At 57.2% G+C, this 25,151-nt stretch carries 23 protein-coding genes, 1 tRNA gene and 1 pseudogene; 11 read left to right on the top strand and 14 right to left on the bottom strand.

Annotated features, from left to right (window positions below):
• Positions 1-18 precede the first annotated feature (18 nt).
• The 3 genes from ABLU50_RS03190 to ABLU50_RS03180 are packed head-to-tail and all read left to right on the top strand — an operon-like array spanning position 19 to position 3,514.
• Complete coding sequence (locus tag ABLU50_RS03190) at positions 19-2,316, top strand: formate C-acetyltransferase (RefSeq protein WP_048294455.1); 2,298 nt, start codon at positions 19-21, stop codon at positions 2,314-2,316.
• The gene (locus ABLU50_RS03185; RefSeq protein ID WP_087832942.1) at positions 2,282-3,157 is read left to right on the top strand and encodes a [formate-C-acetyltransferase]-activating enzyme; all 876 of its coding nucleotides are present in this window, start codon (positions 2,282-2,284) and stop codon (positions 3,155-3,157) included. The genes ABLU50_RS03190 and ABLU50_RS03185 overlap by 35 nt, the downstream gene beginning before the upstream one ends.
• Positions 3,158-3,172: 15 nt before the next feature.
• Positions 3,173-3,514, top strand: a complete 342-nt coding sequence (locus tag ABLU50_RS03180) for a PTS fructose-like transporter subunit IIB (protein ID WP_087832941.1) — start codon at positions 3,173-3,175, stop codon at positions 3,512-3,514.
• Positions 3,515-3,527: 13 nt separating this feature from the next.
• Here the strand turns inward: ABLU50_RS03180 and ABLU50_RS03175 are convergent, their stop codons facing one another.
• Positions 3,528-4,295 carry a phytanoyl-CoA dioxygenase family protein gene (locus ABLU50_RS03175; RefSeq protein ID WP_087832940.1) on the bottom strand — a complete coding sequence of 256 codons (768 nt, stop codon included), beginning with the start codon at positions 4,293-4,295 and terminating at the stop codon, positions 3,528-3,530.
• Between the two features lie 261 nt (positions 4,296-4,556).
• Between ABLU50_RS03175 and ABLU50_RS03170 the strand changes: the two genes are divergently transcribed.
• Positions 4,557-5,390 carry an AraC family transcriptional regulator gene (locus tag ABLU50_RS03170; RefSeq protein WP_032455802.1) on the top strand — a complete coding sequence of 278 codons (834 nt, stop codon included), beginning with the start codon at positions 4,557-4,559 and terminating at the stop codon, positions 5,388-5,390.
• 17 nt (positions 5,391-5,407) lie between these two features.
• Here ABLU50_RS03170 and ABLU50_RS03165 read toward each other — a convergent pair whose 3' ends face one another.
• The 4 genes from ABLU50_RS03165 to ABLU50_RS03150 form a co-directional block, all read right to left on the bottom strand.
• Entirely contained in the window at positions 5,408-6,307 is a 900-nt protein-coding gene (locus ABLU50_RS03165; protein ID WP_017899473.1) for a GGDEF domain-containing protein, read from the bottom strand.
• 244 nt (positions 6,308-6,551) lie between these two features.
• The gene (locus tag ABLU50_RS03160) at positions 6,552-7,580 is read right to left on the bottom strand and encodes an ABC transporter ATP-binding protein (protein WP_004201455.1); all 1,029 of its coding nucleotides are present in this window, start codon (positions 7,578-7,580) and stop codon (positions 6,552-6,554) included.
• 1 nt (position 7,581) lies between these two features.
• Positions 7,582-9,156 carry an iron ABC transporter permease gene (locus ABLU50_RS03155; protein WP_004201454.1) on the bottom strand — a complete coding sequence of 525 codons (1,575 nt, stop codon included), beginning with the start codon at positions 9,154-9,156 and terminating at the stop codon, positions 7,582-7,584.
• 21 nt (positions 9,157-9,177) lie between these two features.
• Positions 9,178-10,194, bottom strand: coding sequence for an iron ABC transporter substrate-binding protein (locus ABLU50_RS03150; protein WP_023317875.1), 1,017 nt, complete (start codon positions 10,192-10,194; stop codon positions 9,178-9,180).
• A gap of 400 nt (positions 10,195-10,594) precedes the next feature.
• Here ABLU50_RS03150 and ABLU50_RS03145 point away from each other — a divergent pair.
• Together ABLU50_RS03145 and ABLU50_RS03140 are read left to right on the top strand one after the other, a co-directional pair.
• Positions 10,595-11,209 (top strand): annotated as a pseudogene (locus ABLU50_RS03145) (CSS-motif domain-containing protein); the annotation flags it as partial.
• 93 nt (positions 11,210-11,302) lie between these two features.
• The gene (locus ABLU50_RS03140; protein WP_227665576.1) at positions 11,303-12,130 is read left to right on the top strand and encodes a cyclic diguanylate phosphodiesterase; all 828 of its coding nucleotides are present in this window, start codon (positions 11,303-11,305) and stop codon (positions 12,128-12,130) included.
• Between the two features lie 43 nt (positions 12,131-12,173).
• Here ABLU50_RS03140 and ABLU50_RS03135 read toward each other — a convergent pair whose 3' ends face one another.
• From ABLU50_RS03135 to ABLU50_RS03120, 4 genes are all read right to left on the bottom strand, one after another.
• The gene (locus ABLU50_RS03135; protein WP_004201450.1) at positions 12,174-12,515 is read right to left on the bottom strand and encodes an STAS domain-containing protein; all 342 of its coding nucleotides are present in this window, start codon (positions 12,513-12,515) and stop codon (positions 12,174-12,176) included.
• Between the two features lie 64 nt (positions 12,516-12,579).
• Positions 12,580-15,006: a glycogen/starch/alpha-glucan phosphorylase gene (locus ABLU50_RS03130; RefSeq protein ID WP_087832939.1), complete on the bottom strand. Its 2,427-nt coding sequence runs from the start codon at positions 15,004-15,006 to the stop codon at positions 12,580-12,582.
• Between the two features lie 301 nt (positions 15,007-15,307).
• Positions 15,308-15,395: transfer RNA gene (locus ABLU50_RS03125), tRNA-Ser, on the bottom strand.
• 119 nt (positions 15,396-15,514) lie between these two features.
• Entirely contained in the window at positions 15,515-17,167 is a 1,653-nt protein-coding gene (locus tag ABLU50_RS03120; protein WP_023317871.1) for an ABC transporter substrate-binding protein, read from the bottom strand.
• Between the two features lie 268 nt (positions 17,168-17,435).
• On the opposite strand from ABLU50_RS03120, the gene yccA reads away from it, so the two are divergent.
• Positions 17,436-18,095: an FtsH protease modulator YccA gene (gene yccA / locus ABLU50_RS03115; protein WP_002898458.1), complete on the top strand. Its 660-nt coding sequence runs from the start codon at positions 17,436-17,438 to the stop codon at positions 18,093-18,095.
• An 87-nt stretch (positions 18,096-18,182) separates the two neighbouring features.
• Positions 18,183-18,512, top strand: a complete 330-nt coding sequence (tusE, locus tag ABLU50_RS03110; RefSeq protein WP_004201447.1) for a sulfurtransferase TusE — start codon at positions 18,183-18,185, stop codon at positions 18,510-18,512.
• Here tusE and yccX read toward each other — a convergent pair.
• The 3 genes from yccX to ABLU50_RS03095 are packed head-to-tail and all read right to left on the bottom strand — an operon-like array spanning position 18,509 to position 20,199.
• A complete protein-coding gene (gene yccX / locus ABLU50_RS03105) occupies positions 18,509-18,790 on the bottom strand; it encodes an acylphosphatase (protein WP_004201446.1) in 282 nt (93 codons plus the stop codon). The two genes, tusE and yccX, sit on opposite strands and share 4 nt — an antisense overlap.
• Before the next feature lie 48 nt (positions 18,791-18,838).
• Positions 18,839-19,627, bottom strand: a complete 789-nt coding sequence (locus ABLU50_RS03100) for an AraC family transcriptional regulator (RefSeq protein WP_057214208.1) — start codon at positions 19,625-19,627, stop codon at positions 18,839-18,841.
• A gap of 17 nt (positions 19,628-19,644) precedes the next feature.
• On the bottom strand, positions 19,645-20,199 hold the full coding sequence (locus ABLU50_RS03095) for a YbhB/YbcL family Raf kinase inhibitor-like protein (RefSeq protein ID WP_017899466.1): 555 nt from the start codon (positions 20,197-20,199) through the stop codon (positions 19,645-19,647).
• Positions 20,200-20,389: 190 nt separating this feature from the next.
• On the opposite strand from ABLU50_RS03095, the gene rlmI reads away from it, so the two are divergent.
• Positions 20,390-21,592: a 23S rRNA (cytosine(1962)-C(5))-methyltransferase RlmI gene (gene rlmI, locus ABLU50_RS03090; protein ID WP_017899465.1), complete on the top strand. Its 1,203-nt coding sequence runs from the start codon at positions 20,390-20,392 to the stop codon at positions 21,590-21,592.
• 59 nt (positions 21,593-21,651) lie between these two features.
• A complete protein-coding gene (gene hspQ / locus ABLU50_RS03085) occupies positions 21,652-21,969 on the top strand; it encodes a heat shock protein HspQ (RefSeq protein WP_017899464.1) in 318 nt (105 codons plus the stop codon).
• Positions 21,970-21,997: 28 nt separating this feature from the next.
• Here hspQ and ABLU50_RS03080 read toward each other — a convergent pair whose 3' ends face one another.
• Positions 21,998-22,411, bottom strand: a complete 414-nt coding sequence (locus ABLU50_RS03080; RefSeq protein ID WP_004201441.1) for a CoA-binding protein — start codon at positions 22,409-22,411, stop codon at positions 21,998-22,000.
• Between the two features lie 154 nt (positions 22,412-22,565).
• Between ABLU50_RS03080 and mgsA the strand changes: the two genes are divergently transcribed.
• The gene (gene mgsA, locus ABLU50_RS03075; RefSeq protein ID WP_004201439.1) at positions 22,566-23,024 is read left to right on the top strand and encodes a methylglyoxal synthase; all 459 of its coding nucleotides are present in this window, start codon (positions 22,566-22,568) and stop codon (positions 23,022-23,024) included.
• 11 nt (positions 23,025-23,035) lie between these two features.
• On the opposite strand, the gene helD is transcribed toward mgsA, so the two are convergent.
• Positions 23,036-25,090 carry a DNA helicase IV gene (helD, locus tag ABLU50_RS03070; RefSeq protein WP_087832937.1) on the bottom strand — a complete coding sequence of 685 codons (2,055 nt, stop codon included), beginning with the start codon at positions 25,088-25,090 and terminating at the stop codon, positions 23,036-23,038.
• Between the last annotated feature and the right edge of the window lie 61 nt (positions 25,091-25,151).

Raw genomic sequence — 25,151 nt, 5'->3', positions numbered from 1 at the left:
CACCACATGGAGTTTGTCATGACGAATCGTACTCAACGCCTGAAAGCCAGCCTGTTCGCCCAGCCGCGCGAAATCTCCCTGGAGCGCGCTCTGCTGTATACCGCCAGTCATCAGCAAACGGAGGGCGAACCGGTGATTATTCGCCGGGCGAAGGCCACCGCCTGGATCCTCGATAAGGTAGACATTTCGATTCGTGATGATGAACTGATTGCCGGCAACCGGACCATCAAACCGCGGGCAGGCATTATGTCGCCGGAGATGGATCCCTACTGGCTGCTCAACGAACTCGACGCCTTTCCGACCCGGCCGCAGGACCGCTTCGCGATAAGCGAAGAAGATAAGCAAATATACCGCGAAACGCTGTTCCCCTACTGGGAAAAGCGCTCAATGAAGGATTTTATCAACGGCCAGATGACCGACGAGGTCAAGGCCGCCGTCAGCACCCAGATATTCAGCGTGAACCAGACCGATAAGGGCCAGGGCCATATCATCATCGACTATCCGCGTCTGCTCAATCATGGCCTCGGGGCGCTGGTGGCGGAGCTAAAAGCCCACTGCGAGCAGCAACCCGGGAATCACTTTTATCAGGCGGTGCTGATCCTGCTGGAAGCCTCCCGGCGCCATATTCTGCGCTACGCCGCGCTGGCCGAGGAGATGGCTGGGCACTGTCAGGACCCGCAGCGTCAGCAGGAGCTGTTAACCATCGCCGCTATTTCGCGCCACAACGCGGAGCACCGGCCAACGGACTTCCCCCAGGCCTGCCAGCTGTTCTGGTATATGAACATCATTCTGCAGTACGAATCCAACGCCAGCTCAATTTCACTGGGGCGTTTTGATCAGTATATGCTGCCGTTTTATCAGGCGTCGCTGAATGAGGGTCAGGATCCGGCGTATCTCAGGGAGCTCCTGGAGTCGCTGTGGGTGAAATGCAACGATATCGTGCTGCTGCGCTCCTCGAGCAGCGCGCGCTATTTCGCTGGTTTTCCCACCGGCTACACTGCCCTGCTCGGCGGACTGACGGAAACCGGGCGCAGCGCGGTCAATGCGCTGTCGTTTTTATGCCTTGATGCCTATCAGAACGTGCAATTGCCGCAGCCGAATCTTGGCGTGCGGGTCAACGAGCTGATTGACCGCCCGTTCCTGCGTAAAACCGCTGAAACCATCCGCCTGGGCACCGGCATTCCACAGATTTTCAACGACGAGGTGGTGGTCCCCGCCTTCCTCAATCGCGGCGTGTCGCTGGAAGACGCCCGCGACTACGCGGTGGTCGGCTGCGTCGAGTTGTCGATCCCTGGCCGCACCTACGGCCTGCATGATATCGCCATGTTCAACTTGCTGAAGGTTATGGAACTGGTCCTGCAGGAAAATGAAGGGCAACCTGATGTCAGCTGGGAAGGACTTATCAGTCAGATCCGTGACAAAATTCGTTATTACATCAAGCTGATGGTCGAGGGCAGCAATATCTGCGATATCGGCCATCGCGACTGGGCGCCGGTCCCCCTGCTCTCCTCGTTCATTGAAGATTGCGTCCGGCACGGCAAAGATATCACCGCCGGCGGCGCGCGCTATAACTTTTCCGGCGTCCAGGGCATCGGGATCGCCAACCTGAGCGATTCACTGCACGCCCTGAAGGGGATGGTTTTCGATCAGCAGCGTCTCAGTTTTGACCAACTGATGGCGGTCCTGAAGGCCAACTTCCGCACGCCGGAGGGGGAAAAGATCCGCGCCCGGTTGATTAACCGTTTTGAGAAGTACGGTAACGACATCGACGAAGTCGATAATATTAGCGCCGATCTGCTGCGCTTTTATTGCAAAGAGGTGGAGCAGTACCTGAACCCGCGCGGCGGCCATTTTACTCCCGGCTCCTATACCGTCTCGGCGCATGTGCCGCTGGGCTCGGTAGTGGGGGCTACCCCGGACGGGCGGCTGGCCGGCGAACAACTGGCGGACGGCGGCCTGTCGCCGATGGTCGGCCAGGATGCTCAGGGGCCGACGGCGGTGCTGAAATCGGTCAGCAAGCTGGATAACTATCTGCTGTCGAACGGTACGCTGCTTAACGTCAAATTCACCCCGGCAACGCTGGCCGGCGACGGCGGGCTGAACAAGCTGGCAGACTTTTTACAGGCTTTCTGCAAGCTCAAGCTGCAGCATATTCAGTTTAACGTGGTCAATGCCGACACTCTGCGTGAAGCGCAGCAGCGGCCGCAGGACTTTGCCGGCCTGGTGGTGCGCGTCGCGGGCTACAGCGCCTTCTTTGTTGAGCTGTCGAAGGAGATTCAGGATGACATCATCCGCCGCACCGCGCATCAGCTGTGAGGTAATCGAGACGCGCGCCGATCGGGCGCGTATTTTTAACCTGCAGCGCTACTCGCTCAACGATGGCCAGGGGATCCGTACGGTGGTCTTTTTCAAAGGCTGCCCCCACACCTGCCCGTGGTGCGCCAACCCGGAGTCAATGTCGCCGAAGATCCAGCCCCTGCGCCGGCAGAGCAAATGTCTGGGCTGCACCCGCTGTCTGCAGGACGTCGCCGAGTGTCCCTCCGGGGCATGGGAGCAGATCGGTCGCGACGTGACGCTGGAGAACCTCCTTCAGGAGGTGCTCAAAGATGAAGTCTTCTTCCGCGCCTCCGGCGGCGGTGTCACCCTCTCCGGCGGGGAGGTGCTCATGCAGGCCGGGTTTGCCGCCCGTTTTCTTCAGCGCCTGCGCCAGTGGGGGATCCGCACCGCCATCGAGACCGCCGGCGACGGCGCCTTTGACCGTTTGCTGCCGGTGGCTGAATCCAGCGACGAAGTGCTGTTTGATTTTAAAATCATGGATCCTGAGCTGGCGCGGTCGCTGCTGCGAATGAATCAGCCGCGGGTACTGGACAATTTTCGCCAGCTGGCGACAAGAAACATCAATCTGATCCCGCGGGTGCCGCTGATCCCGGGTTACACCATGAGCGTGGATAATTTTCGCCAGATACTGGCGTTTCTCGCGCCGTTCGCGCTAAAAGAAATGCACCTGTTGCCGTTTCATCAATATGGCGAGCCAAAATACCGTCTGCTGGGCAAACCCTGGACGCTGGCCAGCGTGAAAGCGCCTGGCGAAGCGGACATTCAACCTTATCGGATAATGGCCGAAGCGGCCGGATTCAACGTCACTATCGGCGGTTAACGCCAGGAGGATGTTATGGACTTCAATATTGTCGCCGTCACCGCCTGCGTCAGCGGGGTGGCGCACACCTATATGGCTGCCGAACGACTGGAAAAGGTCGGTCATCATGAAAAATGGCACCTGAAGGTGGAAACCCAGGGCGCGCTCGGCGTTGAAAATCGCATTACCGCAGAAGATATCGCCCGCGCCGAAGTGGTGCTGCTGGTGACGGGTATCGAAATTGACGACGCCCAGCGCTTTAGCGGCCTGCGGACGATTAAAACCAGCATCAAGAGCTTCCTGCTGCAGCCGCAGCAGATCGTCGAGGCCGTGAAAAGCATCATGAAAAAGCCGGTCGTCTATGTAGAACTTCCCTGACCGGCGACGAGTCTTACTCTACATCCAGCAGCCACTTTTGCGCTGGCGTCAGGCGGCTTGCCGTTTCCGGCGTCAGCCAGCGCCGCTGGTCCTGCTGCGGCGTATCCGCGCGATCGATATATAACCCATGCAGCACGCGTCGTCGGCTACCCTCACGATTACGGGTACCGCCGTGCCAGGCGTGGGCGTTGTAGATCATCACGCTGCCGGCCGGCGCAGCAAACACAATCTCGTCTGGGTGGGCCTGTTCCGGGTCTTCCAAGACTTCTTCCGGCAACTCCGGCCGCAGGTGGGTTCCAGGGATAATCCGCGGCGCGCCGTTAGCGGCGCTTAAATCGTCTATCGCCCAGATGGTATTCACCAGGTGGACTTTGGGAAAATCCGGGCGCGGCTTTTTCCAGTCGGCGTGCAGCGGCTGGTGACCGCCGTTATACAGCGCCTCACGCGCATTAAGGCTGGAGACTTTAAAATCACCGTTGAAGATATAGCGGCAGGCGGAGAGGATCAGCGGGTGGGACCAGACTTTCTCCCAGATAACCCCCTTATTCACCAGGTTGGCGATCCGCGTCGCAGTCGCTTCCTGATGGTGTTCCATCGCCAGATTGTCGCCTTCACGCTCAACCAGGGTATCAATTAGCCGGCGCATTTCGCTCAGCCACTGGGCGTCAACGACGTTATGCACGACGGTGTAGCCGAGGGTGTCGAGTTCATGTTTCATTTGCGCACTAAGCGCCTGACTGGCGCCTAACGCATCGAGAAAACTAGCCGATGGTGAGTTCATTTTGCGTTCCTTTTTAACGTTCCGATAACACAAACAAACTCTACTGGTCCATCCGCGGCATGACAGGAGGCGAGCGCTACGAAAAACTGGACATACGTACGCGAGCCACCGAAGTGTGATGGGCATCAACAATCTCCTCTCCGGCGATGCATGCGCGGCGCCTGGCAGGGAATTCGCTGCGCAAATTGACGAAACAAACGCTGTCTGGGGATAAAAAATAGATTACCATCAACAGGATAATGCGCATGCTGAGGGCAAAGAATGATTGAAGATCTGCCAGATATTCTGCATCGGTTAATCAGTCAAAAAGATCATTTACAGGTGAGATTTCCTGAGCCGGATATCTCCGTCCCTGCCCTCGCCCTCAACGTGCCGTTTCCGCGTCTGGAAATAGTGCTGGAGGGCCAGCTCAGTGAACAGGGGCTGCCACTGGCCGCCTCGACGTTAACCACGTTACAGGTGCTGTACGTGCAGGCGGGAAAATGGACGCTGCCGCAGTGGACCGGCCCGGCCACCACCCTGAGTATTCTGTTTGGTCGACAGAAGCTGGGGTTCAGTATTCAGCGCTGGGACGGGAAAAGCCTGCACACGGAAAAGCAAAGCGTTGCCCGCCTTGGACCGCGCGTGGGCTCTTACCTGTTGCTGAGCCTGAACGAAGTCAGCCTGCAGCCCGATCCGCTGACCGCGCGGTTGGTGGTCGCCGCGCTGCTGAGTCACTGTCGCGAACAGCTGGTTGGGCTGGAAATGCGCGTCAGTCGCAGCCGGGATCTGTTTCTCGCCGTTCAGGACTACCTCGAGGAAAATCTTAGCCTGCCGCTGACGCGGGAATCGGTGGCCAGACGTTTTCACATCACGCCCAACTATCTTTCGCATATTTTTCAGAAATCAGGCTCGGTGGGATTTAACGAATATCTGACCCGGGTGCGTCTGGAAAAGGCAAAACAGCTGCTGCGCGGCTACGACCTGAAGGTGAAAGAGATCGCCCATAACTGCGGCTTTGTCGACAGCAACTATTTTTGCCGGGTCTTCAAACGCTACACCGAGCGTTCGCCGTCAGAGTATCGGCGACACTGCCGCAGCACGCAGCAGACCTAACCTGCCGTGTCGGAATATTACGCCCACTCCACGCGCCCACGCCCGTTGTGCTTGGCCTTGTACAGTGCCTCGTCGACTTTGCGGATAAACGTCTCCTGCGCTTCACCCGGCCGCCAGGTTCCCACGCCAATGCTGATCGACAGCGGCGCCTGATGATTGATCAGGATGGTGCGGGCATTGTCGAGGATCGACTGCGCCAGGGCGTGCAGTTCAGGCTCCGACAGGCCATCGACGATAATGGCAAACTCTTCCCCACCAATACGCGCCGGCAGGACCTGCTCGCTGGTCAGTTTCGCCAGCTGTTTCCCCAGGGAAAATAACACTTCATCCCCCACCAGGTGGCCCCAGGTATCATTGATTTTCTTGAAAAAATCGATATCCAGAATCATGAGCCCCAGCGCATGCCCGGACTTTTCGCGAATGGTATCGATGAAAAAACGGCGATTGGGCAACTGAGTGAGCTCGTCCTTCAGTGATTGCGAGCGCGCATCAACGTACAATAGGTTGATGCGCTCAATAATTTTGTAGACGCCCACCACGGTCAGCAGCATCCCGGAGAGGCGCAGCAGATCTTCGCAGTAATAACCCATCCAGCGCGGCTGAACCACTATCTCATCCATCACATCGAACGTGCCGCCAGCAATCCACAGCAGCAGCCCATAGCGCACCCAGTTGACGGCGATATGGCTCATCCGCACCTTTGCTGAGCTCCACAGCATAAACACCAGAAACAGCAGCGCCAGCAAATCGATATAGAGCCCGGGGTTGGCCAGGATCTCACGCCACGTGCCGATCGGCGGCGACACCAGCGCACAGCCGACAGCGACGGCGACGATGACCAGCAGCGCAGGCAGCAACGTACCCCGCGCCAAAGCGGACGGAATGGAGCGATTCGCAGGAGTATGGCATTCAGGCATAACGATGTCTCACGGTAACAACAGGGCCGATCGCGGGACAGGATAGCAGTTAAGCGCAGCGGGACGAATGAAAAAGCGACGCGCCGACAAAACGGCGGTGAGGTAGACTGACCCCGCGGAATTGTTCCAACGTACTACCACTCCATGGCGACGAGGTCAGTGGCGCGGATACTATCGGCTTAATCCGTCAGTTGATTAGCTTTCCGTGCGGCGCCACCGATATCCGGCGGCGCCTGCTCAGAGATTAGCCGCTGAACACGCGCGCCTTGCCGCTGACCGTCAGTCGCACCGTCGCGCCTGGCTGCCACGCCGGCTGGCTTACGGTTCGCAGAACAATCGGCCGATCGTGCCCGGACATCGACAGCGTCAGCGTGGAGAGCTGGCCGGAGAAATCAACATCGCGGATGGTGGCAGTACTTTCCTGTGGTCCGCTCACGCTGACGCTCAGCTGCTCCGGACGCAACATCACCTTACCTTCACCAGCAGGATGCGCTGCGTCTGTCGCCAGGTCGCCCAGCGCGCAGCTGGCCCGCCCGGGGCTCAGCCGTGCGGGGAGGATCAGGGCATCGCCGAGAAACAACGCTGTCTCTTCGTCCACCGGCTGCGAGTAAACCGCCAGCGGGGTACCCACCTGGGCGAAACGTCCCTGGCGCATCACCGCCACCTGTGTGGCGAACGACAGCGCTTCGGTCTGGTCATGAGTCACCAGAATCGAGGCGATGCCGGTCTCCGCCAGCAGATCGGCGGTCGCTTTGCGTGTGCTGGCGCGCAGTCCGGTGTCCAGGGCAGAAAAGGGCTCATCGAGCAGCATCAGCGCCGGCTGCTGGGCCAGGGCGCGAGCCAGGGCCACACGCTGCTGCTGGCCGCCGGAGATCTCATGCGGCCAGTGGCGCGCCAGGCTATGGTCAAGGGCGACCATCTCCATCAGTGCGCCCACCCGACGACGTTTTTCCTCGCGGCTGGCGTCCAGCCCCCAGGCGATATTGTCCGCGACATTGAGGTGAGGAAATAGCGCCCCCTCCTGCGGAACGTAGCCGATCCGTCGCTGGTGGGCAGGAACAAACACGCCCTCGGCAAACAGAGGCGCGCCGTGCATCACGATGCGTCCGCTGTCGGGCGTTTCGAAACCGGCAAGGATGCGCAGCAGCGTGGTTTTTCCCGAACCCGACGGACCCACAATTGCCGTCCGGCTACCCGGAGCCACCTGAAGATGAATATTATCGAGGACCTGCGCATCGGCGAAGGATTTCGAAACAGAAGACAATTCCAGCATGTTACAACCCTGCCATTTTTTTCGACTGCATATAGAGAACCGCCGTCAGCGGCAGCGAAATGATGATCATCAACAGCGCGTAGGGCGCCGCCGCCACATAGTCGATCTCGCTGGTTAACGCCCAGAAGCCGGTCGACAACGTGCGGGTGCCTAACGGCGAGAGCAGCAGCGTGGCGGTAAGCTCATTGCTGACGCCAAGGAACACCAGCGCGGCGCCGGCGGCCGCCCCCGGGGCGGCAAGTCGCATGGTGATACTCCACAGGGCGCGGGCCGGGCTGCGTCCGAGACTGCGGGCGACGTTTTCCAGCTCCACCGGCGCCTGGGCGATACCGGCGCGCAGGTTAATCAGCGCCCGCGGCATAAACATTAACAAATAGGCCAGAAACAGCGTCACTTCGGTCTGGTACACCGGACGGGCATAGTGGATGGTGACGGTGACCAGCGCCAGCGCGGTCACAATGCCGGGCAGCGAGCTGGTGATGTAATTACACCCCTCCAGCAGGCGGAACAGCGGACGCGGATAGCGCACGCCGAGCCAGGCGATGGGGATCGCGCAGACCGTCGTCAGCAGCGCCCCGCCAGCCCCCAGCAACAGAGTCTGGCGCAGGGAATGCCACAGATCGGCATGTAGCCAGTTATCGATACCGCCCAGCCACAGCCAGCGCCCCAGGACCAGCAACGGCACCCCCATCGCCAGCAGCACCAGCAGCAGAAGCAGCAGCTGCGCGCTGAAGGCGGCCCCTTTACCCAGCACCAGGCGCTTCTGCTCGCGCGCCGCCCCGGCGCCGATACGCGCATAGCGCGCTTTACCACGCGAAGCGCTCTCCAGCAGCAGGATCGCCAGACAGCACAGAGCCAGCACGCCCGCCAGCATATTGGCGGCCGGACCGCTGAAGGTCGACTGGAACTGATCGTAAATGGCGGTAGTGAAAGTATCGAAGCGGATCATCACATACAGACCATATTCCGCCAGCAGATGCAGGGCCACCAGCAGCGCACCGCCGCAGACGGCAAGCCGCAGCTGCGGAAGCACCACCCGGAAAAACACTTTCCACGGCGGCGTGCCCAGCGACGCGGCGACATCCTCAAGGGTGGGATCGAGTCGGCGCAGCACGGCCGCCACCGGCATATAGATAAACGGATAGTAGGCCAGCACCGAGAGAAACACCCCAGCGCCCAGGCCATGTAGCGAGGGTACAGCGCTGATCCAGGCGTAGCTCTGGACAAAGGCCGGAATGGCCAGCGGGGCCACCGCCAGCGCCGACCACAGCTGCCGCCCGGCAAGCGCGGTACGTTCCGTCAGCCAGGCCAGCGTCACGCCAAGCACAATGCTGATGGGGACAGTCAGCACCGTCAGCCACAGGGTATTGCTGAGCAGTTCGCCTACCCGCGGGCGAAAGACCAGCGCTTTGATTGTCGGCCAGCCGGTATCGAATCCGACCGCCACCACAAACCCTAACGGCAACAGCGCCAGCAATGAAAACAGGAGCGCTAAGGCAACCATCGGAAATGCAGGACGCCTGCGCTCAGGCAGGCGTCCTGTTTTCTTTCCGAGCGACAGACTCAGAACAGACATAGCAACATCACTTCCTCAGGATCAGAGCAGGCCAGCCTGCGTCATCAGTTCAATGACCTTTTTACTGTTCAGCGAGGAAGGTTCCACCTTCGGGGCATCCAGATCTTTCAGCGGGGTCAGTTTCGGGTTAGAGGCCGCGTCTACCCCCACCGCATATTCGAAGGCGTTATTGGTGCGCAGCGCATCCTGTCCCTGCTTACCGGTGATCCATTTAATAAAGGCCTGCGCCTGTGCTTTATGTTTGCTGGAGGCCAGCACGCCGCCGCCGGAAATGCTGACGAAGGCGCCCGGATCCTGGTGTTTGAAGTAATACAGTTGGGTGTTTTTGCTGTTCTCGCCGGTTTTTGACTGGTCAACGAAGCGATAGTAATGGTAGATCACTCCGCCGTCGATCTGCCCGGCGTTGACCGCTTTCATCACCGTGCTGTTGCCTTTATAGGCGACAAAGTTGGTTTTCATCGCCTTCAGCCAGTCGAGGGTCGCCTGCTCACCCTTCAGCGCCAGCATCGCGCTGACGATAGCCTGGAAATCAGCCCCCGATGGCGAAGCCGCCCAGCGGCCCTTCCACTCCGGTTTTGCCAGATCCATCAGCGAGTGCGGCAGCTGCGCCTCGCTGATTTTTGCCGGGTTATAGACGAACACGGTACTACGCGCGGCGATGCCAATCCAGCGACCGTGCTGAGGGCGATATTGTGCCGGAACCTGCTGCAGGGTGGCCGCATCCAGCGGGGCAAAAAGTTTGGCGTTATCAACCAGCACCATCGACGGTGAGTTCTCGGTCAGAAACACATCAGCTGGCGACGCGGCGCCTTCCTGAACCAGCTGATTACCCAGCTCGCTGTCATCGCCATTGCGCAGCGTGACTTTAATACCAGTCTCTTTCGTAAATCCATCCACCCACGACTTCACCAGATTTTCGTGTTGGGCGTTGTAGACCACAATCCCGTCCTGACCGTCAGCCGCCATCCCCTGCGGCGCCAGAAACAGAGAAGCGGCAACCAGCGCTGCCGTACAGAGGGGCGATAAGCGAGATTTCATGAACGCATCCTTAATGAACCAGGGAAATTAATGGTAAATAGCCTGAGCGGAGAGGATTAAATCACAGCAAAAAAAGAATGATAATGAAAACAATTATCATAAACTTAAAAAAGCAAAAAATAGCGCAAGCACGCCACTACGGACTGGAAAATGCTAATAACCAGCCGGCCCAGAAAAATATATTAAGAAAACATTAATTTTTTATTTTTATTACCGGCAGAAGAGGTACGTAGCGTCAACGCGATATAACCGGCCTTTGTCGGCAGGTATTGTGATAGCGATCATATTTTTATGATGCGCCGTCATCGCGGAAGTTATCTCCCTTCTACGATCATAGAAAAGCCTTTACTGCCAGAGAGATGGTTCACTTTATGCACAAACACCATTGCATGCCCAACAAATGAAAGAGATAAAGCGACGAAACGCATGGATTGCCTTTTCCCTGGCGCTGGTGGTATTTCTGGCTGGCGTGTTCGTAATAAACTGGCAACTGTGGCATTCCGATCAGGCCTCGCATGTCGCCACCGCCCGTCAGGCGGCAAAGAAAATCGCCGTTATTCTGGATGAGGCCCGCGCAGCAACGATGACGGCGATGAACGTTAGCCGCCGCGGTTGCTCCGTGCAGGGCCAGTTTCAGCTCGGGACCGAGGCCGCCCTGCAGCCGCATCTGCGCACGATCGTGCTGGTAAAAGATGGCAAGGTGTGGTGCTCGTCGCTGCCGGGCAATCGGGTACTGACGCTCCATCCTGAGTCTTTACCCGATGAGCCACTGCAGCTGCTGCCCGCCAGAATGATGGTGAATAAGCGGCCAGTGCTGATCTATCACACTCGTTCGGCGCAGGTAAGAGTCATTGTCAGCATCAGCGATATCCATTTGCGCGATGCCTTGTATAGCGATGAGGATAACGGCGGGCTGGCGCTTTTGGTTCACAATCAAATGATTGCCAGATATGGCGATGTGAAGCCACTCAACGCTGGTCCGAACCAGGATATTTTTAGCTCACCAGACTATCCATTTCATATTGCCTATCCTGAGTCGCCTTTTTTTAGCCCCGGCCGCTTATTTCATAATGGGTCCGGGCTGCTGATTTTTATTTTCTCTGTTTCGTTGCTGTTTTATTTTCTGTTGCGCAAATACCTCAATGTCTATACCTCAGAAGAGGAGAGGCTGCGCTACGCCATCGCTCAGGGCGCTATCGTTCCCTACTATCAACCGCTGGTGAACGGGAAAACCGGAGAGATCTATGGCGTGGAAATCCTCGCCCGCTGGCCAAACACCACGGCGCAGTGGCGTTCGCCCGCTGAATTTATTCCGCTGGCCGAGCGTACTGGGTTGATTATCCCACTCACTTGTAGCCTGATGGCGCAGGTCGCCGCCCAGATGAGGCCGATCTTCAGTAAGCTGCCGGACGGGTTTCATATCGGCGTCAATATCAGCGCATCACATATCAACGCTCCGTCGTTTATCGATGACTGCCTGCACTTTCAGCGCGGCTTTGAGGGCACAGCGGTGAAGCTGATGCTGGAGATCACCGAACAGGAGCCGCTGTTGCTCAACGAGGCGGTTGTCGACAAGCTCAACGCATTACACTCCCGCGGGTTTTCCATCGCGCTGGACGACTTTGGCACGGGCTATTCCGGGCTTTCCTATCTGCATGAGCTGGTTTTCGACTATATCAAAATCGATCAGAGTTTTGTCGGCCGGGTGACTGACGAGGCGCCGTCAAGCAAACTGCTGGACTGCGTGATAGAGATGGCGCGGACGCTGTCACTGCGCATCATTGCCGAGGGCGTCGAAACTCAGGCTCAGCTTGAGTATCTCAATCGCCAGAATATTCATCTACTGCAGGGCTACTTTTTCTGGAAGCCGATGCCCTACGTCGCGCTGGTGATGCTTCTGCTGAGCAAACCAAAGGCGCGGATTATCGAAAAATGAACGAGCGATCGATAATCCGCGGCCTTCCAGGCCTGCCTGAGCGTCATTTCGCAGTCAACAGGTTCAGTGCATCCTGACGAGTCTCTTTAATCGAAAAGACGCGATCCATGCGGGTGAGCTTGAACAGGTTTTGGATTGTCCCATTGACCGAGCAGAGCACCAGCTCTCCCTGCCCACTGACGCTCTTGAGAATGGATACCAGGGCGCCCAGGCAGCTACTGTCGATGAAATCGACGTGGCTCAGGTCCAGCACCAGGTTTTTCGTCTGACCGTCAAGGGCCTCAAGAACCTGCTGCTTAAACGCTGATGCGACGGAAGCATCCAGCCGGCGAACCAGGGGGACAATGACCTTGACGCCCTGCTCAGTATGTAATTCAACGTTCATGTTCATCCTCAATGTTGGCTGATAACCGTCGACGCGTCCCTGCTCTGTTCGGCATGTGCTCTCTTTAGCACCTGATACCCCAAATATCCCTGGCGTAGCCGCGGATGGTTCGGTCGCTGGAAAATTCCCCCATCCGGCAAATATTGAGCAAGGCCCGGCGGTGCCACTGATCCGGCTGTTCAAAATCGGCCATTGCCTGCCGTTGCACCAGACAATAACTGTCGAAATCCAGCAGATGGCAATAATGATCGGCCCCTGTCAGCATCTGATGCAGCGGCGCAAACAGCTCGCGATCGGCTGAAAACAGCCCGGACACCAGGCTATCGACAACACGCGCGATAGCCGGGTTGTCATGATAGAACCCATGATGCCGCCCAAGGCGTCGGCTCTCTTCAATCTCTTCCGCCACCGCGCCAAACAGATAAAAATTCTCGCTCCCCACCGCCTCGCGGATTTCGATGTTCGCCCCATCATAGGTGCCAATAGTTAACGCCCCGTTCATGGCAAACTTCATATTGCTGGTGCCGGACGCCTCGGTGCCGGCGGTGGAAATTTGCTCAGAGAGATCCGTGGCGGGAATGATTTTCTCCGCCAGCGAGACTTTATAATCTTCGAGGAAAACCACTTTAAGCTGCCCGGCAACCTGCGGGTCACTGTTAATTTTACGGGCAACGGTATTAATCAACTGAATAATCAGCTTTGCCATCCGATAGCCCGGCGCCGCTTTACCCGCAAACAGATGCACCTTTGGCGCGATAGTACGCCCGTTCTCTTTGATATCCAGATACAGCGCGATCACGTGCAGAATATTGAGCAACTGGCGCTTGTATTCATGAATACGTTTGACCTGACAGTCAAACATCGCCAGCGGATCCAGCGCGATGCCGTAGCGTTGAGCCACCAGCTCGCTGAGTGCGGTTTTATTGGCAAATTTTATGGCCCTGATACGATCAATCACGGCTGGCTCGCTGGCCAGATCCTCCAGGCGGGAAAGCAGGGGTAAATCAGTTGGCCACCCTTCCCCCAGTTGTTGCTGTAAAAATTCTGCCAGGCCTGGGTTAGCCTGCTGCACCCAACGACGCGGCGTGACGCCGTTGGTCTGATTAATGAATTTCTCCGGGGTCATAAAATAGAAGTCGGGCACCAACTGTTTTTTGACCAGTTCTGAATGCAGCCACGCCACTCCGTTGACGCGGTGGCTACCGACAATGGCCAGATTAGCCATGCGAATTTGCTTATCGTGATGCTCGTCAATTAAAGACAGTGAAGATAACAGATGAGGTTTATCCGGCCAGCGCCGGGCTACTTCTTCAAGGAAACGATGGTTAATCTCAAAGATAATCTGCAAATGACGCGGCAGTAGTTTCTCAAACAACGACACCGGCCAGGTCTCCAGCGCTTCCGGCATCAGCGTATGATTGGTATAGGCGCAGGTATTTTGCGTTATCTCCCACGCCTGCTCCCATGGCAGTCGGTATTCATCGACCAGGATCCGCATCAGCTCCACCACCGCTAATGCCGGATGGGTGTCATTAAGCTGTATAGCCACATGCTGTGCTAGCAAAGTAATGTCGTCATTAACCTCGGCATAGTCACGAAAAATATCCCGTAGCGTACAGGCCACCAAAAAATACTCCTGCGTCAGACGCAGCTCTTTTCCGGTCAGGACCTCATCGGAAGGATAGAGTATTTTTGAAATATTCTCCGAGGCGATTTTCTCACTTACTGCCTTAATATAATCCCCGCGATTAAAAATATGGATATTGAAGGAGTCAGAGGCCACCGCGCTGTAAAGGCGCAGCGTGTTAGTTGACGTATCCCGGTAGCCGGAAACAAAATAATCATGGGGAATACCGATGATGGTTTTCCAACCGAGCCACATCGGATTGTAGTTGCCATCAATATCTTCGCTGTGCTCGATATATCCCCCCAGCGGGATCAGAATTTGCTGAGCGTGATGCTCCACCAGCCATGGGGAATGCATGGAGTGCCAGTCATCAGGATGCTCGACCTGCTGATCGTTTTGAAAGGACTGGCGAAAAAGCCCATATTCGTATTTGATGCCATGCCCGGATGCGGCAATATCAAGGGTGGCCATCGAGTCGATAAAGCAAGCGGCTAAACGGCCTAACCCGCCGTTACCCAGCGCGGCGTCAGGCTCCTCGTCAAGGATCAGTTCAAGATCAAAGCCCAGGTCATTGACCACCTGGCGCATCTCGTCCAGTAAATTCATATTCACCAGGTTATTACGCAGCGACTGGCCGAGTAAAAATTCCATCGACAGGTAGTAAACGCGCTTTTTTCGCTCTTCGCGCTGCCGCGCCTGGCTCGTCAGAAAATGGTCCTGCTGAAAATGACGAATGGCTAGCGCCACCGCGTTAAAAATATCGCCATTTGTCGCTTTATTTAAGTTAACACACAGCGTGTATTTTAATTTCTGTTCAACCAACGCCCGTAATGCTTTGATATCTTGCGGGTTAATGACAGGCATGCTGACCTCACTGGTCTCTGTTTCTGCGAAAGCACCATGGCAGGTAAATCATCGTTTTCCAAGTATAGACGAAGATATTTTGCACCAGGTATTTTATTCCTGAGCACCATTTCCGTTTATAATGTGAGACTGAATAATTAAAATAACAACAATTTGAAATGGATTAATCGTCACATTTTCACCAGCGATAACGCTGCAGGCAGGGTGGGTTTGCGCAATTGTGACGTGAAGATGACGCGCCGTCAGAAAGACCAGGGGAAAAGTAAAAAGGGGTTACCTTTCGGTAACCCCTTCTTTTATATGGCGGAAGCGCAGAGATTCGAACTCTGGAACCCTTTCGGGTCGCCGGTTTTCAAGACCGGTGCCTTCAACCGCTCGGCCACACTTCCGGTGTGAGGCGCACTATAAACACCTCGGCGGATGCTGTAAAGCACCATTTTGTTCAACTGCCTTAAAAACAAACAATTTTGTGTTATTCGTCTGAATTTCAGGCAGTTCGCGCAGAAAATCAGCGCCCGTCGCCGCTAGCGGATGGGTGTTTTTTAATGTACATGTCTTTGGTGTAGTAATACCCCAGCTTATCCGGCGTGAAGCCTCCCACCCAGGGTTTCACTAAATGGGTACGCACATAGTGATAGACCGGAATGGCGGGAACATCCTGCGCCAGCAGATCTTCCGCCTGTTGATAGTATTTGCCCCGGCTCGCCACGTCGGAGGCTTTCGCCGCATTGCGTAGCGCCTCATCGTAAGCCGGGTTGCTGTACTGACTGGTGTTCTCGCTATCCCCGGTACGGAAAGTGTTGAGGAAGGTGGCGGCATCGTCGTAGTCGGCGGTCCAGGCATAGCGGACAGCATCAAAGTTATGCGTATGCATGGTATCCAGCATCGTCTTCCACTCCTGGTTCTGCAGCTTCACCTCGACGCCGAGGTTTTTCTTCCACATAGAGCTGGCGGCGATGGCGATACGCTGGTGCGACTCATAGGTGTTATACAGCAGGGTAAAGACCAATGGGTGACTGTCATCATACCCCGCCTGCGCCAGCAGTTTTTTCGCCTCGGCAATCCGCTTCTCGCGCGGCCAGCTGGCGTAGTCCGGGTTGTGTAGCGTCACGCCGCCGATATCCGGCTGGCTGATCACCCAGGCCGGGCGCTGCCCCTGGCCAAGAACTTTTCCGGCAATGATATCTTTATCAAGCGCCATATTCAGCGCGCGACGCACGCGGGCGTCGTTAAACGGCGGCCGGGTAGTATTGAATTCGTAGTAATAGGTCGCCAGCTGCGGCGAAACGTCCAGCTGGTCGCCCATGGTTTTCTGCAACTGCGCAAACTGATTGATCGGCACCGTATAAACAATATCGATCTCCCCCGCTTTGTAGCGGTTGACATCGGCAGCCTCCGAAGAGATGGGCAGGTAAGTCACTTTATTAATAACGGTGTGCGCATTATCCCAGTACTTCGCATTACGTTCAGCCACCAACCGCTCATTCACCACCCATTGGGTCAGCTTATACGGGCCGCTGGTGACGATATGCTCTGGTCGCGTCCATTTATCGGCAAAACGCTCCACCAGCACTTTGTCGATCGGTACCAGCGAAGGGTGCGCCAGCATCGCCAGGAAGGCGGCATTCGGCTGGTTCAGAGTGACCTGCAGCGTGGTGTCGTTCAGCGCTTTCACCCCCAGCGTCTCCGGTCCCTTTTGCCCCAGGGCAATTTCACGGGCGTTGGCGATATGCATATTGCCGGGATAGCTCGCATAGGGGGAGGCGGTGGTTGGCGAGACCAGCCGTTGCCAGCTCCAGACGATATCCTGCGCCGTGATGGCCGTGCCGTCGGACCAGGTCAGACCAGGGCGTAAATGGAAGGTCCATAACAGGTTGTCCTTGTTTTCCCAGCGTTCCGCCAGCCGGGGCTGGATCGCCCCCGCAGGCGTCACGCTGACCAGCCCTTCAAAGAGATCGCTAATGATGTTGAATTCAATGTCGCTCTCGACTTTATGCGGATCGAGTGAGGCAGGTTCACTGCCGTTATTTCTGACCAGTTCCTGCTTTTCTGCCAGCTGAGTCCCCGGCGGCACCTGCGCCGCCTGCGCCCCGCCGAACATTGCTATCATACTTACGGCCAGGAGCGTTCGCGTGATGTGATTGTTTTTATGTAATGTCATTTCCCTTTGCCTTTAACGTACGGAGTTATTCCCCCTTCCACACTTAGTCGCAGAATTACAATAAAGCAATATTTTTCAGCAACCTATAAGATTTCGATCGGCTCACCGAAGCGAAACGCGAAAACATATCGCTTTTTCCAATCCATGTAGAATTTTATGCTAGTCAAACGCGGCAAAAACTAAGTAAAGATGGGTAAAAGCATTAGGGCTTCACGCTTGTTTTTCTTATTCTTTATCCCTAATTACATCTGTCATAAGAGAGTGACTCATGGATCGCATAATTACATCATCGCGTGACCGTTCCTCGCTGCTCAGCACGCACAAGGTTCTGCGTAACACTTACTTCCTGCTCAGCCTGACGCTGGCGTTTTCCGCCATCACCGCTACCGCCAGCACGGTGCTGATGCTGCCTTCCCCGGGGCTGATTTTGACCCTCGTGGGGATGTACGGTCTGATGTTCCTGACCTATAAAACGGCGAATAAGCCCACCGGGATTATTTCCGCTTTCGCCTTCACCGGGTTCCTCGGCTATATCCTTGGGCCGATGCTGAACGCGTACCTTTCTGCCGGCATGGGCGATTTAATCGGCCTGGCGCTGGGCGGTACGGCGCTGGTCTTCTTCTGCTGCTCGGCCTACGTGCTGACGACGCGCAAAGACATGTCTTTCCTCGGCGGGATGCTGATGGCCGGCGTCGTGGTGGTGCTGATTGGTATGGTCGCTAACCTGTTCCTGCAGCTGCCGGCGCTGCACCTGGCGATTAGCGCGGTGTTCATCCTGATCTCTTCGGGCGCCATCCTGTTCGAGACCAGCAACATCATCCGCGGTGGTGAAACCAACTACATTCGCGCCACGGTCAGCCTGTATGTCTCGCTGTACAACATCTTTGTCAGCCTGCTGAGCATCCTGGGCTTCGCCAGCCGAGACTAACCGCTCCCCTGCTACCAGAGGCCTCGCTTATGCGGGGCCTTTTTTTTTGCTACACTGCGGCCAGTTTCAGGCGGTATGTGAAAAATTATGTTTATTTTTGAAGGCAACGAAATTGAGACGGATAGCGAAGGTTATCTGAAGGATACTACCCAGTGGAGCGAGGCGATGGCCGACGTTATCGCCGCGCAGGAAGGGATAACGCTCGCCGTTGAGCACTGGGAAGTGGTGCGCTTTGTGCGCGAGTTTTACCTTGAATTCAACACCTCACCGGCGATCCGCATGCTGGTCAAGGCGATGGCCAACAAGTTTGGTGAAGAGAAAGGCAACAGCCGCTATCTCTATCGCCTGTTCCCGAAAGGCCCCGCCAAACAGGCGACCAAAATCGCCGGGCTGCCGAAGCCGGTGAAGTGCATCTAATAGAGGATCGCGAATTTGTCCCAGCTGCGGGTGGGTTGATGGGGTTCAGTCAACACCCGGTCAACCCGCGCGCTGCGCGGCCCGCCGGCTTTCAGCCAGGCGATGAGTTTCTCCACCTGCTCCGCCTCGCCGCAGGCAAGGACTTCTACGCCGCCATCGTCCAGATTACGGGCATAGCCGGTCAACCCCAGCTGCAGCGCTTCCCGCTGCGTGGAATAGCGAAACCCTACGCCCTGAACGGAACCGTATACCCATGCCATGGTGCAGATACTGGCCATTAACCTCTCCTTTTGACTTACCCTTTACGCTGAGGATAGCAAATTCGCTCAGCGTACGTGCTTTGGTAGTAAACCATAGTGCTGGCGAAAGCGCGCGGTAAAGCGCGATCCCGACTGATATCCGCTGTTCTGCGCGATTTCGCCTATTGGCCGCGAGGTGGTCTGCAGCTGTCCCAGGGCGTGGGCCATCCGCACCTCCTCGACGATCTGGCGAAAGCTCTGCGATTCCTGCTGCAGCCGACGGCGCAGCGTGGACTCTCCGAGAAAAAGCATTTTCGCCACCCGCGACACGCTCCATGCCTGCGCCGGCGATAGCATGACCAGCTGCCGAACCTGCGCCGACAGATCCTGCTGCCGCTCGACGAGCAGCGGGCCGGCATACCCCGCCTCGTGGAGCGCCAGCAGCAGGCCCATGGTCTGGTGCTGCTGCAAAGCGGTGGATAATCCTTCCCGCACCGCCTGGAGAACGCTTTGCCACATAAAAGCCAGCTCACTGTTCACCGGGGCGCAGAGCGAAGTCAGACGCCCCGGTGGTTTTTCGCTGAGATAGCGGGTCTTAAACGCCGTCAGCAGCTCAGGCGTCAGCGACAGCAGATCGGAGCAAAAGAGGCCGTTGTCCGGCTGGTTAATCACTTCCAGCTCAACGTCAGCCGGCAACACAATCAGCTGTTGCGGTGTCGCCAGCACACGGCTCTCCCCTTGCACAATCACTTTGCTGCCGCGTTTCACCCGACAGAGCGCCGGGGAAAACAGACGCACGCGGTGCAGCCTGCACAGCCGTCGGGTGGTAATCTCCGCGGCGGTCAGGGCGTTATGCTGAAAATGGATACTCTCCATCAGACCGACCTTTTGTTTTAGCGCCCGGCCGTCGCCGTCAATTGCGCGCTGGCGAGAGCATGGCTGTGTAACAGATACCCGACCAGCGCCCCGCTGGCCTCGGCATTCACCGGCAGCGTGGGGACATCCAGCGCCCACACCGTAAAACGGTAGCGGTGCGGTTTATCTCCCGCCGGCGGGCAGGCGCCGCCGAAGCCGGCATAGCCAAAATCATTGCGCCCCTGCACCGCTCCGTCCGGCAGTGTAGCGCTGTTTTTATCTCCCGCACCAGCGGGTAACGAAAAGACGCTGCTGGCGATATTGACCACCGTCCAGTGCCACCAGCCGCTGCCGGTAGGCGCATCAGGATCCCGGACGGTGACCGCGAAGCTGCGCGTCCCCGCCGGGGCATTTTTCCATGCCAGCTGCGGAGAGACATTGCCTCCGGTACAGCCGAAACCGGCAAACCAGTGCTGCTGGGCCAGCGCTTGCCCGTCATGCATATCATCGCTGCTTACGCTAAACGGCGCTGCCATCGCGCCACTGCTCACTGCCGCGACCATCGCCACAGTCATCCGCATTCCTGTTTTCATCGTCTTCTCCTCCTGGGGGTGAGAAGACAGGGTATGACAGTCCATGCACGGTGAATGTGCCGATGCGCCTGCGTTTTGTGCCGAAACGCTCACCTGCGCCTGCCGGAGGAAAGATGCTTGCGTGCGCCAGGTGTGCTAATCTACGCGCCATTTTTCGGTGCCGACATTCCCGTTGCTTAAAGGTAGCTCCATGACAGATTCCCTATTCCCCCGCTTAGTGTTAGCCAAAGGACGCGAGAAATCCCTGCTGCGTCGCCATCCGTGGATTTTCTCCGGCGGCGTCGCCCGTATGGAAGGTAAAGCCCGCAGCGGTGAAACCATCGATATCGTTGACCATCAGGGAAAATGGCTGGCCCGCGGCGCTTACTCGCCCTCGTCACAGATCCGTGCCCGCGTGTGGACATTCGACCGCAACGAAGCCATCGATAACGCCTTCTTTGAACGCCGCCTGCAGCAAGCGCAAACCTGGCGTGCCTGGCTGGCCGAGCGCGATGGCCTCGACAGCTACCGTCTGATCGCCGGCGAGTCCGATGGGCTGCCGGGCGTGACGATCGACCGCTTTGGCAACTTTTTCGTGCTGCAGCTCCTCAGCGCAGGCGCCGAATACCAGCGCGCCGCCATCATCAGCGCCCTGCAGACCCTGTTCCCGGACTGCGCCATTTACGACCGCAGCGATGTCGCGGTGCGTAAAAAAGAGGGTCTGGAGCTGGCCCAGGGGCCGGTGGTGGGAGAACTGCCGCCAGCGCTGCTGCCGATTACCGAGCACGGTATGAAGCTGTTGGTTGATATTCAGGGCGGGCACAAAACCGGCTACTACCTCGACCAGCGCGACAGTCGCCTGGCGACCCGTCGCTACGTGGCGGACAAACGGGTATTGAACTGCTTCTCCTACACCGGCGGCTTTGCGGTGTCGGCGCTGATGGGCGGCTGCCGCAAGGTCACCAGCGTGGATACCTCGCAGGAGGCGCTCGACGTTGCGCGCCAGAACGTGGAGCTCAACGGGCTGGATCTGTCCAAAGCGGAGTTTGTGCGCGACGACGTATTCAAACTGCTGCGTAAGTACCGGGATCAGGGAGAGAAATTCGACGTCATCGTGATGGATCCGCCGAAGTTCGTGGAAAACAAAAGCCAGCTGATGGGCGCATGCCGCGGCTATAAAGACATCAATATGCTGGCGATCCAGCTGCTGAACCCCGGCGGCGTGCTGCTGACCTTCTCCTGTTCCGGCCTGATGACCACCGATTTATTTCAGAAAATCATCGCAGATGCCGCAATTGATGCCGGGCGTGATGTACAATTTATAGAACAGTTCCGTCAGGCTGCCGACCACCCGGTGATCGCAACCTACCCGGAAGGGCTGTATCTGAAGGGGTTTGCCTGTCGCGTCATGTAACTTGAAAAACGAAACATGAGCCTCATATAGGGAGTATTCATGTTTCCCAGGAGGTGCCTATGATAGCCAGCAAATTCGGTATCGGCCAACAGGTCCGCCATACGCTCTTGGGCTACCTGGGCGTCATCGTCGATGTCGATCCCGAGTACTCGCTCGCGGAGCCGGAAGAGGATGAAATTGCCGCTAATGACGAACTGCGTGCGGCGCCCTGGTACCATGTAGTGATGGAAGATGATGACGGTCAGCCGATCCACACCTATCTGGCTGAAGCGCAACTGAGCAGCGAACTCCGCGACGAACACCCGGAGCAGCCGTCCCTCGACGAGCTGGCCAAAACGATTCGCCAGCAGCTGCAGGCTCCGCGCCTTCGCAACTAAACAAAACCCCGCCTGGCGGGGTTTTTTGTTATTTTGCTAATCCCAGTCTCGGCAGCTCTATGGCCGGGCAGCGATCCATCACCACGTTTAACCCGGCTTCTCTGGCCAGCACTGCGGCCTGCTCATTGATCACCCCCAGCTGCAGCCACAGCGTTTTCGCGCCGATAGCAATCGCCTCCTGCGCCACGCCCCATGCCGCTTCTGAATTACGGAAGACATCAACCATGTCGACCTTTTCCGGAACATCGGCAAGCGTTCCATATCCCTGCTGCCCCAGCAGCGTCTTGCCCGCCACCTTCGGCGAAACCGGGATAACGTGATACCCCTGATCCAGCAGATACTTCATGACCCGGTAGCTCGGACGGTCAGGTTTGTCGCTGGCTCCGACCAGCGCAATCGTCCGTGTCGAGGTCAGGATGTCAGCAATATCATTCTCTTTCATGGTTTCCTCCTGCTATTTCACCTAAGTGTATGCTAATCCGCAGCAGGGGGCCATCCAGGCTAACCCACAGATCCAGCAAAATTTTCATCCGCGATGCTTGCAGCGACAGCCACATTCAGTAATCTGTCAACAGGTCAAAATGTGGAATGAAAATATGGAACTGACAACACGTACCCTGCCCGCGCAAAAACATATCGCGCTGGTGGCTCACGATCACTGCAAAGATATGCTGATGAAATGGGTTGCTCGCCATCAGGCGCTGCTGGCGCAACATGTTTTGTACGCCACCGGCACTACCGGCAACCTGGTCTCCCGGGCTACCGGGCTGGAGGTCAATGCCATGCTGAGCGGCCCGATGGGCGGCGACCAGCAGGTGGGCGCCCTCATTTCAGAAGGCAAAATCGACGTACTGATCTTCTTCTGGGATCCGCTGAACGCGGTTCCTCACGACCCGGATGTCAAAGCCTTGCTGCGCCTGGCTACGGTCTGGAACATTCCGGTCGCCACTAACGTCTCCACCGCTGACTTTATTATCCAGTCGCCGCACTTCGCTCAACCGCTCGATATTCTGATCCCGGATTATCCACGCTATCTTGCCGAGCGCCTGAAATAATCGAGCCGCGATTACGGCTTCCTGGCCACAGGCACATCCAGCGCCTGCAGGATCTCAACAAACGGCGACGGTTGCGCCTTGTTAAATAACAGCCACACCCGGTGACGGGCGCGGGTTATGGCCACGTACAGCAGTCGACGCTCCTCCGCATCCGGAAAATCTTCCGGCTGCGGCAGGAGCGCCTCCTCGATGATCGACTCGCGCGCCGGGGCCGGAAACGCATCCACGCCCTCCTGCAGTCCCAGCACAATGACATAGTCGGCCTGCTGACCTTTACTGGCATGAATGGTCATAAAATCAAGCTGCAGGTGCGGCCAGCGCGTCGCCGCTTTATCAAGTGCCTCAGGCTTGAGATGATGGTAGCGGGCAAGCAGCAGGATCCGCTGCTCGGGCTTAACGTAACCGCTCAATTTATCCAGAAGATCGTCCAGCTTATCGTCGGCTAACAGCGTGACGGCCTTTTTATCTCCCGCCGTCAGGCTGTTCAGCGGTTTGCTTAACTGATGCGGATTCTGCTGGATAAAACCATTGGCTATTTCGCCGATACGCCCGTTAAAACGATAGGTGGTATCCAGCGCACAGCAGTCCCCTTCGCCAAAGTAGTGGTTGAACGCGGTGGTCAGGGAGAGCTGCGCCCCGCTGAACCGATAAATCGCCTGCCAGTCATCGCCAACGGCAAAGAGCGTAGTTTGGCTATTTTGCCGGCGTAGCGCGGCCAGCAGCGAGGCTCGCTGCGGCGAAATATCCTGAAATTCATCCACCAGAATGTGTTTCCACGGGCTGACAAAGCGGCCTTTATCGAGAATATTGACCGCCTGATGGATCAGGCCGGAAAAATCGACCGCATTCTCCGCCTTCAGCGACGCTTTCCACTCTTTCAGTAGCGGCGACATCAGCTTCACCCGTTTACTGAACAGATCGCGTACCGTTTCCGGCGCGCCGGCGATCATCTCCGCCTGGGAGCCGCCGTGCATGCGCATCAGGCTGATCCAGCGGTCAAGCCGGCTGGCCATCCGCCGCTGCACTTTTTTATCCTGCCAGAAGTCCCCCTCCGGCAGTTGCCAGCCCATCTCCTCTTCCAGCCACAGACGCCAGCCTTTCGCCTGCGCTTTTTTCTCCTGGCACTGCTTTTGCCAGCTTTTCAGCAGCAATGCGTGGCGGGCCGCAGTATCGCTTTCCAGCTTACTGATGGTGGGCACTTTTTTGCTGCCCTGCTGGATAATATGCAGCGCCAGCGAGTGGAAAGTGCGAGCAGTAATATCGTCTGAAACCAGACGCTCGCGGATCCGCTCATCCATCTCCTGCGCCGCCTGGCGGCCGAACGCCAGCAGCAGAATTTGCTCTGCCGCCGCTTCTCCCCGCGCCAGCAGCCAGCCCGCTCGCGCCACCAGCACCGAAGTTTTACCACTGCCCGCTCCCGCCAGCACCAGCAGGGAGCGCTCGCCGTTCACCACCGCCCGCGCCTGCGACGGGTTGAGCGGGGAGGATTCCACGCCGTCAAAAAAGCCGCGATACTGCTCCAGCATCGCCTCGGTAAAGGCCTGGTTATGGGCCTGACGCGCCGCTTCAATATCCCCTAACCAGCGCTGACACTCCCGCCACAGTTCCCGGCAGTTATCAAAGGCGTCAAGCCGGCTGGTGGGCATCGGCAGCCCGGTTAACGCATGGCGAATATTATCCTGAACGTCCGCTACCTGCTGACGCGTCAGCCACTTACCTTCTGCCCGGGTTCGTTCGATGGCTGCCAGCTGCTGCTTCAGCACCCCGGCGGCGATATCGCTCATTTCCGTGCTCCACTGCTGCCAGAGCGTATGCAAATGGTGATAAAAGCGCTGCGTTTCGCTCCATTCGGTACCGTGCAAACGCACGACTTTATCGTCCGGCAGCACAAACTCCAGCTCGCCCCAGACCAGACCGCGCTTACAATGCACTGACAATAACTGATTGAAAGGGATAAGATACTCATGACGATCGCCGGAAACCTTTACCCCGGCGTTCAGTAACTGCACCCTGTCATAAGGATGCTGAGCCATGCGTTTGCCCAATGTTGTCGCTTTAAGTTCCATATAATGTCGATTTTCAATCAGGGTGGATTGTTTTTCAGTTTAACCGCCCCGGACCAGGTGC

This window comes from Klebsiella sp. GG_Kp173, from assembly GCF_040062415.1.
GTDB lineage: Bacteria > Pseudomonadota > Gammaproteobacteria > Enterobacterales > Enterobacteriaceae > Klebsiella > Klebsiella quasipneumoniae.
This window is presented reverse-complemented; position numbering and strand designations above follow the sequence as displayed.